Source organism: Arthrobacter sp. FW306-04-A, from assembly GCF_044358315.1.
In the GTDB taxonomy this organism is placed as follows: Bacteria; Actinomycetota; Actinomycetes; order Actinomycetales; family Micrococcaceae; genus Arthrobacter.
Genome location: NZ_CP084559.1, coordinates 3,625,091 through 3,640,291, shown reverse-complemented (window position 1 = coordinate 3,640,291; position 15,201 = coordinate 3,625,091). Strand labels below are relative to the sequence as shown.

The 15,201-nt window shown below is 63.6% G+C and carries 14 protein-coding genes; 8 read left to right on the top strand and 6 right to left on the bottom strand.

Annotation, left to right across the window (positions count from 1 at the left end; all coding sequences use genetic code 11):
• Positions 1-33: 33 nt before the first annotated feature.
• Positions 34-729, bottom strand: coding sequence for a GNAT family N-acetyltransferase (locus tag LFT43_RS17005; RefSeq protein WP_395798775.1), 696 nt, complete (start codon positions 727-729; stop codon positions 34-36).
• A gap of 125 nt (positions 730-854) precedes the next feature.
• On the opposite strand from LFT43_RS17005, the gene LFT43_RS17000 reads away from it, so the two are divergent.
• The gene (locus tag LFT43_RS17000) at positions 855-1,748 is read left to right on the top strand and encodes a rhodanese-related sulfurtransferase (RefSeq protein WP_395798773.1); all 894 of its coding nucleotides are present in this window, start codon (positions 855-857) and stop codon (positions 1,746-1,748) included.
• Positions 1,749-1,789: 41 nt separating this feature from the next.
• Here LFT43_RS17000 and LFT43_RS16995 read toward each other — a convergent pair whose 3' ends face one another.
• On the bottom strand, positions 1,790-2,326 hold the full coding sequence (locus tag LFT43_RS16995; protein WP_395798771.1) for a hypothetical protein: 537 nt from the start codon (positions 2,324-2,326) through the stop codon (positions 1,790-1,792).
• A gap of 44 nt (positions 2,327-2,370) precedes the next feature.
• Positions 2,371-2,808 carry a hypothetical protein gene (locus tag LFT43_RS16990; protein ID WP_395798769.1) on the bottom strand — a complete coding sequence of 146 codons (438 nt, stop codon included), beginning with the start codon at positions 2,806-2,808 and terminating at the stop codon, positions 2,371-2,373.
• Positions 2,809-2,902: 94 nt separating this feature from the next.
• On the opposite strand from LFT43_RS16990, the gene LFT43_RS16985 reads away from it, so the two are divergent.
• From LFT43_RS16985 to proC, 7 genes are all read left to right on the top strand, one after another.
• A complete protein-coding gene (locus LFT43_RS16985) occupies positions 2,903-4,621 on the top strand; it encodes a methyltransferase (protein WP_395798767.1) in 1,719 nt (572 codons plus the stop codon).
• A gap of 9 nt (positions 4,622-4,630) precedes the next feature.
• Complete coding sequence (locus LFT43_RS16980; protein WP_395798765.1) at positions 4,631-5,272, top strand: ArsR/SmtB family transcription factor; 642 nt, start codon at positions 4,631-4,633, stop codon at positions 5,270-5,272.
• Positions 5,273-5,505: 233 nt separating this feature from the next.
• Complete coding sequence (gene topA / locus LFT43_RS16975) at positions 5,506-8,232, top strand: type I DNA topoisomerase (protein ID WP_395798763.1); 2,727 nt, start codon at positions 5,506-5,508, stop codon at positions 8,230-8,232.
• Positions 8,233-8,380: 148 nt separating this feature from the next.
• A complete protein-coding gene (locus tag LFT43_RS16970) occupies positions 8,381-8,878 on the top strand; it encodes an SseB family protein (RefSeq protein ID WP_395798761.1) in 498 nt (165 codons plus the stop codon).
• Positions 8,879-8,948: 70 nt separating this feature from the next.
• Positions 8,949-10,013, top strand: coding sequence for a Ppx/GppA phosphatase family protein (locus LFT43_RS16965; RefSeq protein WP_268020471.1), 1,065 nt, complete (start codon positions 8,949-8,951; stop codon positions 10,011-10,013).
• Between the two features lies 1 nt (position 10,014).
• Complete coding sequence (locus LFT43_RS16960) at positions 10,015-10,851, top strand: sugar phosphate isomerase/epimerase (RefSeq protein WP_265977989.1); 837 nt, start codon at positions 10,015-10,017, stop codon at positions 10,849-10,851.
• Positions 10,852-11,189: 338 nt separating this feature from the next.
• On the top strand, positions 11,190-12,020 hold the full coding sequence (gene proC / locus LFT43_RS16955) for a pyrroline-5-carboxylate reductase (protein ID WP_395798758.1): 831 nt from the start codon (positions 11,190-11,192) through the stop codon (positions 12,018-12,020).
• A 44-nt stretch (positions 12,021-12,064) separates the two neighbouring features.
• Here the strand turns inward: proC and LFT43_RS16950 are convergent, their stop codons facing one another.
• Genes LFT43_RS16950 through LFT43_RS16940 form a run of 3 tightly spaced genes read right to left on the bottom strand, consistent with a single transcriptional unit; the run spans position 12,065 to position 15,195 of the window.
• Positions 12,065-13,036 (bottom strand): magnesium transporter CorA family protein, encoded by a 972-nt coding sequence (locus LFT43_RS16950; RefSeq protein WP_395798756.1) that lies wholly within the window; start codon positions 13,034-13,036, stop codon positions 12,065-12,067.
• A gap of 46 nt (positions 13,037-13,082) precedes the next feature.
• Complete coding sequence (locus tag LFT43_RS16945; protein WP_171983496.1) at positions 13,083-13,721, bottom strand: TrkA family potassium uptake protein; 639 nt, start codon at positions 13,719-13,721, stop codon at positions 13,083-13,085.
• 40 nt (positions 13,722-13,761) lie between these two features.
• Positions 13,762-15,195, bottom strand: a complete 1,434-nt coding sequence (locus tag LFT43_RS16940) for a TrkH family potassium uptake protein (RefSeq protein ID WP_395798754.1) — start codon at positions 15,193-15,195, stop codon at positions 13,762-13,764.
• Positions 15,196-15,201: the final 6 nt, after the last annotated feature.

Below are 15,201 nucleotides of genomic sequence, written 5' to 3'. Positions count from 1 at the left end.
CGCTGCGGACCCGCTCCGGCCGCTGAAGGGCCGCTACGCCACAGACAGATCAGTCTCGTCGACCCGCTTGGTAGACATCATGAGTACTTGGCTCACGTTCTTCCAGCCCAAGTGAGAATAGAGGTGCTGTCCGTCCAGGGAAGCCAGGAGGAGTCCGCTTTCGACGTCGTGCTCAAATGCCTGTGCGGCGAGGGCTTTCATGATGAAGCTGCCCAGTCCACGGCGTTGGTAGTTGGGTTCGGTCACGATCTTGTCGAACACGGCCGTCTGCTTGACCACGAATACCTGGCCGCTGGCTGCCACCTTCTCGCCGGCGTGGACCACGGCGTAGTGCACGCCCTTGCTTTCGGAGGTCGTGAGTTTGAGATCGTCATCGGAGAGCCACGGGTCCTCGGCATCCTGCGTTTCCATGTCCACGATCATCATGGTCTGCGAATCGGAAGTGATGTTCAGCCCGTGCTCCCGCGCCAGCTGGTCATAGCGGGCAACATCGTTCGTGAGGATTGTCAGGATGCGGGTGTCCGCCTGGGCCGTCTTGGCAGCCAGTTCGGCAAACTCGGCATCCGAGGGGTCGTGCGCAAAGTACTCCCAGTCGCCGGTCTTGTCCGCACGCAGTGCCGCCGGGAACCGGCCTTCCTTGCGCGTCTCGTAACCCCGGGAACCAGACCAGCCAGCAACCCAGACTTCCAGCAGATCAGCGATGTCTCCAACCAAGGCGTCGTGACTCATGTAGAGAGACTATGCCAGCAGTCTGGGAATCAACAGGGGCGGCCAGTAACAGCTCAGTTAACACTTTGGGAAGGCGGACAGCTGCTCGACACAGGAGTTTGGGGCCACCAAGTACCCTTAAATACGTGGCTTTAAACAGAATCGTGCTCTTCTATGGCTTCACCCCGATTGCAGACCCGGACGCGGTGCGGCTGTGGCAGCGTGCCCTGTGCGAGAAGCTCGGCCTCACCGGCCGCATCCTTATTTCCCGGGACGGCATCAACGCCACAGTCGGCGGGGAGCTGAACAACGTCAAGCAGTATGTGAAGACCACCAAGGAGTACAAGGGCTTCCACGGTATCGACTTCAAATGGTCCGAAGGCGGCGCTGCAGACTTTCCCCGGCTCAGCGTCAAGGTACGCGACGAGATCGTATCCTTCGGCGCCCCCGGAGAACTGAAGGTGGACCAGAACGGCGTCGTTGGCGGCGGCACTCACCTCCAGCCGGAAGAGCTCCACGCATTGCTGGAGCAAAAGAAGGCTGCCGGGCAGGAAGTGAAGTTCTTCGATGGACGCAACGCCTTCGAAGCCCAGATCGGCAAGTTTAAGGACGCAATCGTTCCCGATGTCGCCACCACCCACGACTTCATCAAGGAACTCGACTCCGGGAAGTACGACGAGCTCAAGGACCAACCCGTGGTCACTTACTGCACCGGCGGGATCCGCTGCGAAGTCCTTTCCAGCCTCATGGTGAACCGCGGGTTCAAAGAGGTCTACCAACTCGACGGCGGCATAGTCCGCTACGGCGAAACCTACAAGGACCAAGGCCTGTGGGAAGGCTCCCTTTACGTCTTCGACAAACGCATGCACGTGGAGTTCAGCGAGGATGCCAAGACGATCGGCCAATGCGTCCGCTGCCAGGCGCCCACCAACAAATTTGAGAATTGCTCCAACCTGAGCTGCCGCAACCTCACCTTGTATTGCGCCGAATGTGCCTCAAGTCCGGAAACGTTGCGCTGCCCGGAAGGCTGCGCGGCCTAGCTCCGGGTCGCCGAGCTCCGGGTCGCCTGGATCCAAGTCACCTAGATGCGGCTCACCCGGTACGCGAAGTTCGCCGGGGCGTTGGCCGTCACGGTAATACCGAGGACGGCGTCTTTCTCCAGTTGCAGGACGTTGACCCGCGTGGTGCCGCACTGCAGCATCAGCTCGATGAGGACCTCGCTCCCATTTCGCACAGTGAATTCGGTGCTTCGGGCACCGCGGCACGCGAGTGTCAAGGCATAAGAACCGCCGGGAAGTTGCGTTGTTTCTTCAGCGCGGGATTCTCCACGTGACAACAGTCCGTAGCTGCTATAGAAGGACTGGCCGTTCACGTCCGGAAGTACGTCGTGCGCCCAGGCCTTCAATGCATCGCCCGTGACGGACTGGCTCAATGCCGGATCGCGCGGCAGCACGGGATCCGTGATGACCGCCGACGGCGGACTGCTCACCGGCACACGACCGTCGTCGTAGGTGTATTCGCACGAGGCCAGCGTGCTGCACGCGAGCACACCACAAAGCACGACGGCGGGAATCGCCACCCGTGTCTCCGGTACGTTCAGGGCGTGCACCCACCCCATAGTCCGACTCTACGCCGAGCCGCCGCCGTAGGAACCAGAGGGCGTCAGGAACCCGGAACCAGTTGGTACGCGTAGATCAAGGGCGCATCGACGCTGCTTGTGCTGATGCTCAATGGACCGGACGAGGGAACCTTGATGCGGGATGTTTCGCGGCTGCCATTGCACGCCGCTCCTGCCTCAGTGAGCTGTTTGCCGGACGCGGAAACGGCGAAGAATGCCTTGCCGCCGCCGTCGCAGGCCACTGTCAAGGTGTACGGGCCTGCAGCCACGTTGGCTACGGTCTTGACCAAGGGGTCGCGGTTCAGGATTTTTCCCGAATCCTCCAGGACGATCCCGGGCGCGGAAGGAATGGTCGTTGCCTTCCACGAAGGGATGTTGGCGTCGGTGATGGACCCTGCGGGGACGCACGCCGTCATTGCCAGAGTGCCGGCGCCGATAGCAATGAGTGCTGCGCGTCGCCGGATGGAGGGGTGAAATGCCATGTTTTAACGCTACCCGCTCGGGCGCCCGCCCCGGGACACGAACGCCCGCTCCGAGACGGTGGGTGCCCACCCCCAGCCCCAATAGACTTGGACGGTGACTGATCCCGCAACGCCAACCCTCTTCGGGACCACCCCGGACACCCCGGACACCCCCGACGCTCCCCGCAGCGACCTCCCAGAACTGCTCACGGCGCTCGCCGGCGACCTGCGGAGTGTGGGCTACACCGTGGACGGAGTGGCAGAACTCCTCGGGGCGTCTGCCCACGCTGCCCTCGCCCGGGATCAGCTCATCCCCGCCCTGATCGTCACCGAACCGGCCGCCCGTACCGGAGACCCGGCGACGGACGGCACAAAAGCCGCTCTCGCCGTCGTCGTCCGCTTGTGGCTCCTGGCCGTCCCCCAAACTGAAGACGACATCGACGCCGCGTTGCCGCGCGTCCGCACCTCGGGCCTGGTGGAGCTTGGCCTGGCGGAGAAGAACGACGCCGGTGCTGTCGCCGCCAAAGTGGATTTGCGGCCGTACGGCTGGGAAGGCGACTCCGGAGCACGCAGCCGCGGCAGCGGTGGTGCCGAGCTGTGGGTTTCCAGCGATCTCGCGGCCCATCAGCAACCCGGCGTGCTCCGGCATGACCACGTGCTGGGCATCGGTCAGGCATCCAGCACGCTCGTCCAGACCACCATCCGTCGCCACTCGAAACGCGCCCTGGACCTCGGCACGGGCTGCGGAATCCAGACCTTCCACCTCCTGCACCACAGCGAGCACGTCACGGCCACGGACATCTCCGAGCGGGCCCTCGCGTTCACGCGTTTCAACCTGATGCTGAACGCGGAGGCCTTGCACATTGACCCGTGCGATCTCGAGCGGCGCGTGAGCTTGCGGCTGGGATCCCTCCTGGAGCCCGTGACGGGTGAGACGTTCGATCTTGTTGTGTCCAACCCGCCTTTCGTCATTACGCCACGCAGCGCCGGCGAGCACGCTTCGGATCAGTTCACCTACCGCGACGGCGGGTTGCCCGGCGACGATATCGTGGCTAACCTCGTCCGCACCTTGCCTGACGTCCTCGCCCCCGGTGGCACCGCGCAGATGCTCGGCAACTGGGAGATCACGGCGGGCACTGGATGGAGCGATCGGCCCGCGTCATGGCTGGCGGGGTCCGGCACGGAAGCCTGGTTCATCCAGCGGGAACAGGTGAGCCCGGAGCTCTACGCGGAGACCTGGTTGCAGGACGCTTCCGAGGGCCGCGACCGTGAGCTCTACCGCGATGCCTACGCCGCCTACCTCGATGATTTCGCCTCCCGGAATGTGGAGGCCATCGGTTTCGGGATGATCTGGCTGCGGCGGCCCGTGCGGGCGGGCACCGCTCGTCCCGGAGCGGCGCCCGCCCGTTTCGAGGAAATCACGTATCCCATCGAGCAGCCGATCGGTCCGCATCTTGCCTCCTCGATCGAACGCGCCGACTGGCTGGATGCCCACGAGATCGCCGACGCCCACTTGGTGGTGGCCGAGGACGTGACCGAGGAACGCCACCAGCGGCCCGGCGCCGAACATCCGGGCGTCATCCTGTTGCGCCAGGGCGCGGGGCTGCGCCGGACGAACCTGTTGAGCACCGAGTTGGCCGGCTTCGTCTCGGCGTGCGACGGCGAGCTGTCCGTCCGCCAGCTGATCGGCGCCTTGTCGGCGTTGCTGGGGGGAGGGGACGACTTCGACGACGACGCTTTCCGCGCCGGATTGCTCTCTGACGTCCGAAACCTGGTCTGCGACGGTTTTTTGTTGCCCGTGGCTTCGGACAATCAGGGCGACGCTGCCGGATAAACTGTTCCGGTGAATGAAGACAACGGGGTATCCAACGGGCTGGCATCCCCCAAACGCCGGAAACGGCCCGGGAAAACGGTGGAGATCACCGACCCCAAAGCCATCCGGGCGCTCGCCCATGCCGCCCGGCTTGAGGTCATCTCGGAGCTCTATTCAACACAGCTGAGCCGCACGGCAACGGAACTCGCCGCAGTGACAGGGCTCACGCCCAGCGCCATGAGCTACCACCTGCGGGCCCTCCAAAAATGGGGGATCGTGACTGCTGCGGACAACGAGGGCGATGCACGCGAACGCCGGTGGAAGGCCGCCGGTTCGGACTTCACCATCAAATCGGGCGGCAACGCTCCGAGCCCGGAGATCGCCGTCGTCGAACTCGAACTGGACGCGTTCCGGCGTCGGGCCACCGCCTTCACCCGGGCCCGCGGTGAGCGGCGCAAGCGCGGCGAGTCCGCGAACGAGGCGGCCGCCATGCTCTTGTCCAGCGATCTGCTGTACTTGACTTCGGATCAGCGGACGGATCTCAAGGCCAAATTCCAGGACCTCATCAGGTCATATGAGCTCGAAGATCCCACGCAGATTCCCGAAGGCGCGGTGCGAATCGCTACGATGTGGTCAATGATTCCGGACGACCGGACGCCGCCCGCAAGCTAGTCCCCACCGCCACCCTGGCCTCGCAAGTCCCCACCGGCTCCCAGCCTTCGCAAGCTCAGGCAGGGACCCTCGCCGGTGGGGCCCCACGCCGCCAGGGAACCCTGGCGGCGTGGGCCCAACGCACTGTTCCTCCACAGCAGTTATCCACGTGGAAACGCACGATTCTGCAAAATATGGTGAACTAGGCCAATATGGGCACGAGCCCAAGCAATTCATTTTTCTGTAGGAGAACCGTGCCCAGCAAGGCAAAAACCGGCAAGAAACTCGTGATCGTGGAGTCTCCGGCCAAGAGCAAGACCATCGCCAAGTACCTGGGCGAAGGCTTCATTGTCGAGGCCTCGATCGGCCACATCCGCGACCTTCCGCAGCCGTCGGACCTCCCTGCAGAACTGAAGAAGACCTCGGTGGGCAAGTTCGCCGTCGACATCGAAAACGACTTCAAGCCGTATTACGTGGTGTCTCCGGATAAGAAGAAAAAAGTCGCCGAGCTCAAGGCCCAGCTGAAAGACGCTGATGCGCTCTACCTCGCAACCGATGGGGACCGCGAGGGCGAGGCCATCGCGTGGCACCTCTTGGAGGTCCTGAAACCCAAGGTTCCCGTCTACCGCATGACCTTCGGTGAAATCACCAAGGAAGCCATCCACCGCGCCATGGATAACCTGCGCGACGTCGACAGCGCTTTGGTGGACGCCCAGGAAACGCGCCGCATCCTGGACCGCTTGTACGGCTACGAAATCTCCCCGGTGCTCTGGCGCAAGGTGGCCCGTGGATTGTCGGCCGGCCGGGTGCAGTCCGTCGTGACCCGCATGGTGGTGGACCGCGAACGCGAACGCATGGCCTTCAAGTCCGCGTCCTACTGGGACCTGACTGGCCAGTTCGGGACCGATTCCGCGTCCTTCAAGGCGAAGCTTGCTGCCGTGGACGGCGCCAAGGTGGCCAGCGGACGCGACTTCAACGACGACGGCGTCCTCACCTCTGCGAACGCAGTGCACCTCAACGAGGAACTCGCGACGTCGTTGGCGGCCGGACTGGAGACCGCAGACTTCCGGGTCCGCTCGGTGGACACCAAGCCGTACACGCGCCGTCCCGCCGCACCGTTCACGACGTCGACACTTCAGCAGGAAGCCGGCCGTAAGCTGCGCTTCACCTCCAAGAGCACCATGCAGATCGCCCAGCGCCTGTATGAAAACGGCTACATCACTTATATGCGTACGGACTCCTCGGCATTGAGCGACGAAGCGCTCACGGCCGCCCGCCGCCAGGCCGCTGAGTTGTACGGTCCCGAGTATGTGCCGCAGTCTCCACGCGTCTATGCCAACAAGGCCGCCAATGCGCAGGAAGCCCACGAAGCCATCCGCCCCGCGGGTGACTCCTTCCGCACCCCGGCACAGGTGGCAAGCCATTTGACCGGCGACGCCTTCCGCCTGTACGAACTCATCTGGAAGCGCACCATCGCCTCCCAGATGGGCGACGCCAAGGGCTCCACGGCCACCATCCGCCTCGGCGCGGTGGCTGCCGATGGACGCGACGCCGAATTCTCGGCCTCCGGTACGGTCATCACCTTCCCGGGCTTCCTCGCGGCATACGAAGAAGGCAAGGACGAGAGCCGCGGTGACGACGACTCCGATGAAGCCCGCCGCCTGCCCAACGTGGCCAAGGACGATTCACTCACGGCTTCGGAGATCGTTGCCGTCGGCCACGAGACCTCCCCGCCGCCGCGCTACACGGAAGCGTCGCTGACGGCAGAGCTGGAAAAGCGTGGCATCGGCCGTCCGTCCACCTACGCCTCCACCATTTCGACCATCCAAGACCGCGGCTATGTCCGGAAGCAGGGCTCCGCGCTGGTTCCCAGCTGGATCGCCTTCTCCGTAATCCGTTTGTTGGAGCAGCATTTCACCGACTACGTGGACTACGAATTCACGGCCGACATGGAAGGCGACCTGGACAAGATCGCCAATGGCCAGGCCGTTGGTGCCGCTTGGCTCAAGCACTTCTACTACGGTGAAGACGCCGATCCCGGACTGCTGAGCATCGTCAACAACCTCGGCGAAATCGATGCCCGCGAGATCAACTCCGTGCCGATTGCCGAAGGCATCACCCTGCGCGTCGGCAAGTTCGGCCCGTACCTGGAGAGCTCGATCCCCACGGTCGACCCCAAGACCGGTGAGGTCGTGGAGTCGGTGCGTGCCAACGTCCCCGAGGACCTCGCACCGGACGAACTCACTGCGGCCAAGGCAGTGGAGCTCATGGAAACGGCAGCCCCCGAGGAACGTGTCCTCGGCGCGGACCCGCACACCGGGCACACCGTGGTTGCCAAGAACGGCCGCTACGGCGCCTACGTCACCGAGATCATCCCGGAAATGACGGAAGAGCAGCTGGCAAACCAGCCGGTGGAGTACTACAAGAACGGCAAACCCAAGCCGCCGAAGAAGCCCGTCAAGGCCAAGCCGCGCACGGGTTCGCTGTTCAATTCCATGTCCGTTGACACCATCACGCTCGACGAGGCCATGCAGCTCATGAGCCTGCCCCGCGTCCTCGGCCAGGACGCCGAAGGCAACCCCATCACGGTGCAGAACGGCCGCTTTGGGCCTTACTTGAAGAAGGGCACGGACTCGCGGTCCATCGGATCAGAGGAAGAAATCTTCACCATCACCCTGGATCAGGCCCTGGAGATCTACTCCCAGCCGAAACAGCGTGGTGCACGGGCCGCCGTGCCACCGCTGGCCGAGTTCGGTCCGGACCCGGTCTCGGAGAAGAACATCGTGGTGAAGGAAGGACGTTTCGGCCCGTACATCACCGACGGCGTCACCAACATCACGGTCCCGCGCGCCACGTCCTTGGAAGAGCTGACCCGGGAGCAGGCCATCGAGCTGCTCGCCGAGAAGCGCGCCAAGGGCCCGGTCAAGCGGACCACCACGGCGCGCAAGGCGCCGGCGAAGAAGGCCGCGGCGAAGAAGTAGTTCGACTCAGCAGCTCCGAACGGGAGCAATCCTCTGCGTGCTCGCTCGTTCCTCGCTTAGACGCACGCTGCCGGATCACTCCCGTTCGGACTGCGGTTGGATGGTTAAGGAATTGCGTCCTGCACGTCAACCGTGATCGAGTGGGACCATGACAGATCAGCCAGCTGCCCCGGAATCCCTGCCTTTGAACGATCTTGAGTCCAAGCTCGCGAAGGCCGGACAAGCCGACGCGAACCCCGTGGACGTGATCCTGTCCTTCTTGAACAACGAGGTTTACATCCTCAGCGCAGACTCCCTGGATAGGCCCGATACCGCGGTGGAACCGCTCGTGCTCTCGAACGCCGAGGGCCAGCCTGTCCTCGCTGTTTTCAGCCACCCCAGCCGGGTGGAGTCGCAGTTCCTGGAGGCTGCGCCCAACGTCCTGGGTACCCACGGCGCTGCGATTCTGGACAGCATCGGTGACGAGCTTGGCCTCGTCATCAACCCCGGTAGCGAGCACGGCTTCGAGATGGGCCCGGAGGGCATCGCCAACGTCCGCCGGGACTTCACTCGCGCCGACGAAGGTGCCGACGCGGCTACACACGCGGCTGCACATTCAGCCACTGGCCCTGCCGCCGGCGCCACAGACGCCGGGACCCAGGAATAATGACGAGCCGCCAGCGCGAATCGGCAGTCGCACTTGCTTCACTCGCTTCGAATCGGGGAATAATGGCAGAATGCGTCTTGGCGTCCTAGACATCGGTTCCAACACCGTCCATTTGCTTTTGGTGGACGCGCACCCGGGCGCTCGCCCGGTCGCGTTTGCCTCCCATAAGCGACCTCTTTCGCTGGTCCAGTTCCTGGACGCCGAAGGTAATATCAACGATGCCGGACAACACGAGTTGATCGAGTTCGTCCTTGAAGCGTGGGAGTTCGCGGCCCGCCACAAGGCCGAGGATCTACTGGCCTTTTGTACGTCGGCTATCCGGGAAGCCACCAACGGTCCCGAAGTCCTGGCCAGGGTGAAGCACGAGACCACCGTGACGCTGCAGGAACTGACCGGTAGCGAAGAGGCCTCCATGACCTTTTTCGCGGTTCGACGCTGGTATGGCTGGGGCGCCGGTCCAATCCTGGACCTGGACATAGGCGGCGGCTCTTTCGAAATGGCATTCGGCCAGGACGAGCTGCCCGAGCTCGCGGTGTCCGTCCCCCTGGGGGCCAGCCGCTTGACCCGCGACTGGCTCCACAATGACCCGCCGTCGGCCAAGAGCGTCAAGGAGCTGCGCAAGTACATCCGCCAAACACTCAAACCCGTGGTGCGTGAGTTCAAGCAACTCGGCCGGGCCAACCTGGTGGCCGGAACCTCCAAGACCTTCCGTTCGCTTGCACGGATCGCGGGCGCGGCCCCCAGCGGTGCCGGTCCATACGTCAAACGCGAACTCCATGCCACGGACTTGGGACTCTGGGCGCAGCGAATCTCGGCCATGACCGTCGAGGACCGGCTCTATCTCCCGGGAGTCTCGGATGCGCGGGCCGGACAGATCCTTGCCGGAGCCCTCGTAGCTGAGGCGGCCTTGGAAATGTTCGAGTTTCCAAGCATGGAGATCTGCCCGTGGGCATTGCGCGAAGGCCTGATCCTCCGCCGACTCGACCAGCTGATCTTCGACGGCCCGCTGGCCCCGGCCCCGCACGTCGGGCTTGGCGGTGCGGTACCGGTGCCCCGTATGGGCGCCAACACCCGAACGGCCGCGCCCGCGGCAGCGTCCATCCCCATCCCAACCGCTGGCAGGCAGGCCAACTGACATGAGCACCGACGTCGAGCACTCCGAAGAAGACACGCCGAGGATCCCGGTGGCGCTTTCCAGCGCTTCTGTCTACCCACTCAGCGTCCATGACGCGTTTGCCGTGGCCCAGGACCTGGGGTACGACGGCGTCGAGGTGATGGTGACTAACAACGCCACCAGCCAGAACCCGGATGCCTTGATCCAGCTCAGCCATCGTTACGACCAGCAGATTGTCTCCATCCACGCGCCAACCTTGCTGCTGACCCAACAGGTCTGGGGTCCGGCGTGGAACAAGATCGAGATGTCCTGCCAGATGGCGCGGGAGGTCGGCTGCAACACCGTGGTGGTCCATCCGCCGTTCCGCTGGCAGTCGAACTATGCCGAGAACTTCGCTGCCGGTGTGCGCGAGATCGCGGCGATGTACCAAGTGCACATCGCGGTGGAGAACATGTACCCGTGGCGCGTGCGTGGCCGGGAAGCGCTTGCTTATCTTCCGCACTGGGACCCGATGGGCCAGGATTACGACGACGTCACGTGGGACTTCTCGCACGCCGCCACCGCCGGGGCTAACAGTCTTGAGGCCGTGCGGGCACTCGGGAGCAAGTTGCGCCACGTCCACCTCACCGACGGTTCCGGTTCGGGCAAGGACGAACACCTCATCCCCGGGTACGGGACCCAACAGTGCGCCGAGGTGCTGCAGCATCTGGCATCCAACGGATTCGAGGGCACAGTGGTTGCCGAGATCTCCACGCGCAAGGCAAAAGCTGCCGGGGAGCGCGAGGAGTGGCTCGCTGAAACCCTGCGCTTTGCGCGCCAGCATTTGGGAGCGCCACTCGTGGGAGCCTTCGAGATCTAGGGGCTGTTGAGATTTAGCCGCACGACGACGCCGGACGGCTGCGTCGCTCTGCCCGCCGTCGCGCTTTGGTGCGTGGCCCGATCTCGCGGCTTAAATGAGAAAGCACCGGCGGTCGATACGGGAAAATGGGGGGAAACCCGCTCGACCACCGGTGCTTGTGGCGGACATCCCCATGCCCGCCTCATCACTCGCACCCTCAATGAGGTAACTACTAAGTTACGGAGCGATATTGGGCGCAGCCTGCAATAAGCTTGGGAACTAGCTGGGAATCCTGGGCGCCTTTGGACAGCCCTGTAAATTGGTTCTGCTGGGCGCGGCTGAACTGGCATCATGGAGCCATGAGCAACCGAATCGCATTCCTTGGCTGTGGGTCCATGAACGAGGCCATTCTGGGTGGCTTGCTGGCCGCCGGAACGGATCCGTCGGACGTCGTCGCCACCGTACGGCGCGCAGAACGCGCCGTCGAACTGGCCGAGCGCCACCATGTCATGACCATCGCCGGAGCAGAGGAACCAGACAACAACAAGCTGGCCACCAAAGGCGCGTCGGTTGTCATCCTGGGTGTCAAGCCGGTGGGCATTGCTGATCTTGCCCGCGAAATCTCGCCCGCGCTGGCCAAAAACACCATTGTGATCAGTGTTGCGGCTGCCGTGTCCATCGCCCAGCTGGAAGCAGCGCTGCCGGCGGGCCAGCCGGTCATCCGCACCATGCCGAACACACCCGCCAAGCTCGGCCGCGGGGTGGTCTCCGTTTCTCCCGGAACCAACTGCACTCCCCAGCAGCTCCAGCAGGCCAAGGACATCCTCGCCGCCGCAGGGACCGTGGTGGAAATCCCCGAGGAACAGGTGGATGCCCTGTCTGCCATCAGCGGCTCGGGCCCCGCGTACGCGTTCTACCTTGCCGAGGCCATGGCCGCCGCCGGAGTCGAACTTGGCTTGGATCCCGAGCTTTCCCTCATGATCTCCCGGGAGACCGTGGCAGGTGCGGGCTACATGCTTGCCGAGCCGGGCGCGGATCCGACTGCCCTGCGCATCGCAGTGACCAGCCCCAACGGCACCACGGAGCGTGCCATCGCTGCCTTCAACGAAGGCGGCATACCCGCGATCATCGCCGACGGCGCCCGTGCAGCAGCTGCACGCGCCGCAGAAATCACGCAGCAACTCGCCTAGCCTTCTCCTTCAAAGAAGCACGCTGCCTGCGCCGCGGGAGTCGGCTAGATCCAGTCCCGTTTCTTGAACGCGAGGTAGAGGAAAATTGATCCGCCGGCCATGAGTGCGCAGGACAGCCAGAGACCGTAGTCGCTTTGGAAGCCGAAGAACGGCACGTTCTGTCCGAAGAAACCTGTGACCGCTGTGGGGACGGCGATGATCGCTGCCCAGCTGGTGACTTTTTTCATGACCAGGTTCATCTGGTTCCCCTGGATGCTGATATGCGTTTCCAGGATGGTTGTGACCAGGTCACGGAGCGATTCTGTCCATTCCGTGGCGCGCAGAACATGGTCGTAGACGTCCTGCAGGAAGGGCTGCATCTCGGGGCTGCAACCGACGAGGTCATCGCGGCGCAGGAGGGTGTTGAGGACTTCGCGCATGGGCAGGATCACGCGGCGGAGCCGGACCAGGTTCTTTCGCAGCTCGAAGGTCTTCCGTTGCAGGTCGTGGTCGGGGGAGTGATCGTCGAAAAGCGATTCTTCGAGCGTATCGATATAGCCGTCAAGCTCCTGGACGGCGTCGAAGTGCCCGTCGACGATCAGGTCCAGCAGTCCCCAGAAAAGGAAAGGTACCCCGTGTGCGGTCAGGTCAGTTTCCGCATCCCAGTGCGCCATCAACTTGTCGGTGTCGAAACCAGGGCCGTGCACAGTCACCAGGGCGTTCCGGGTCACGAATGCCGAGATCTCGGCGATGGCGAGTTCGCCGGTGCCGGATTCTAGACCCGCCTGATAGGCCGATAGGAACAAATGGTTCGGGTACCGGTCCAGCTTGGGTCGCTGGAAGTCATGGACGGCGTCCTCAACGGCGAGGCGGTGGAGCCCATACACCGTCTCGACGCCCAGGAGGTCATCCGCGGTCGGATTGGTGAAGTCGATCCACAGCACCACGTCATCCTGATGGGCCAGGGCCTCGATCTCGTGGGCGCCGACATCGTCGCGTTCGAGTTTTCCTTCGCGGTACAGCCGTATGAACACCATCCGACTCATGTTACGGCAGCTGTCGCCAAACAAACTCGAAGGGTAGTTACGGCCGGGCCGCGAAACGCTCCAGCAGGTCCACGTGCCCGGACACAATCAGCATGTCCCGACCGGAAACCTTTGTGTCCGGCCGGGCATAGGTGAAGTCCTCGCCCGGGGATTTCACGCCGACAATCGTCACGCCGTACTTGGAGCGGACCTTTGACTCATCCAGCGTGAAGCCCACGGTTTCCTTCGGCGGGTACATTTTCACGATCGCGAAGTCGTCGTCGAACTCGATGAAGTCCAGCATGCGCCCCGAGACGAGGTGGGCCGCGCGGACCCCGGCGTCGGCCTCGGGATAGATAACGTGGTTGGCGCCGATTCGCGTGAGGATCTTGCCGTGTGAGGCAGTGATCGCTTTCACCCAGAGGTGTTCGATGCCCAGATCCACGAGGTTCACCGTAATGAGCACCGAGGACTCGATCGAGGTACCGACGCCCACCACTGCGGAGCTGAATTCCTGTGCGCCGAGCTGGCGGAGGGCGTCGATGTTCGTGGCGTCGGCCTCCACGACGTGAGTCAATACGGACGCCCAATTCTGGACGAGCGTGCGGTCCCGCTCGATGGCCAGGACTTCGCGTCCCTGCTTGACGAGCTGCTCGGCGGTGGCTGCACCGAAGCGGCCCAGGCCGATCACCAGCACGGGGGCGTTGTGCGCCGGCCGGTTGGGGGCGCCTGTTGAATTAGCCAATGATTGGCCTCTCTTCCGGGTAATGGAATAGCTGTCTGCGCTGGCGGAGGGCCAGGGCAGAGGCAAGGGTTATGGTGCCGATGCGGCCGGCGAACATGAGGGCGGCGAGAATGTAGACTCCCGACGGCGGCAACTCGGCACTGAGGTTCGTGCTGAGGCCTACCGTTGCGAAGGCTGAAATGGTTTCGAACAGTACCCGGTCCAGGCTGGCCCCGCTGATGGACAACAACAAGAAGGCGGCGACGCACACCAACGTGGCGCCGGCAACTATCACCGAGATGGCCACCCGCATGGTCCCCTCCGGGATTGTGCGGCCGTAGACCTTGACGTCGGCGTCGCCCCGCGCCTCAGCGACGATGGCCAGGAACATGACCGCGACCGTGGTCACCTTGATACCGCCCGCCGTTGACGCCGAACCGCCGCCGGCGAACATGAGCGCGTCCGACAGCAGCCTGGTGGTGGAATCCATATGGCTTTGGTCAACCAGGTTGAAGCCTCCGGAGCGCGTCATGACCGAGGCGAAGATGGAGTGCGTGATCTTGTCCCCAAAGCTCATGTTGGCGATGGTGTTGGTGTTGTCCCACTCCATCAGGGCCCAGAGGACTGCGCCGGCAACGAGGAGAATCAGGGAAACCTGGATGGTCAGTTTGGTGTGGAGGCTCCACTTCTTCCAATTGAGGCCGTGCCTCCGGAGCACCAGCATCACGGGGAAGCCGAGGCTGCCGAGGAACACGCCAAGCATAAGCGGCACCAGAATCCACAGGTCCGCCTCGTACGGCACGATTCCGTCGGAATGGGGTGTGAAACCGGCATTGTTGAAGGAAGAAATCGAGTAGAAGACCCCGTGCCACACGGCCTGCCAGAAGTCTTCTCCGAGTGTCAGGAACCTGGGAACCATCGCGATGGCCAGTACGGCCTCAATGGTCACGGATGTCGAGATGACGATCCGTAGCAAGGTACCCACTTCACCCAAACGTCCGGCGTTGTTCATGGCCTCCTGGGCAATGAGCTTGCCCCTCACGCCCAACCGCTTGCTGACCATGAGTGCCAGGAGGGAGGCGAGTGTCAGGGTTCCCAAGCCCCCCACAAAGATGCCCACAAGAATGACCAGCTGGCCGAAGAAGGTCCAGTACGTCGCCGTCGACACTACGGTCAAACCGGTCACACAGATGCTGGAGACAGCAGTGAACAAAGCCTGGTGGAGAGGGGTGACAGCACCGTCGGCCGATGCCGCTGGCAGGGAAAGCAGGCCGGTGAACAGGAGGATCGCAAAGCCGTAGGCCGTCAGCGCCAAACGCGCCGGTGAGGTGTTGGCGAGGTTGTCGATGAAGTCGCGGATACCCGTGAAAATCCACAGGCCTCCCCGTTCCGGCTGGACGGTTCGCCAGCTGGCCGGGCCTCGGGACCCCGACTGGCTCTGAGTCATGGCAGT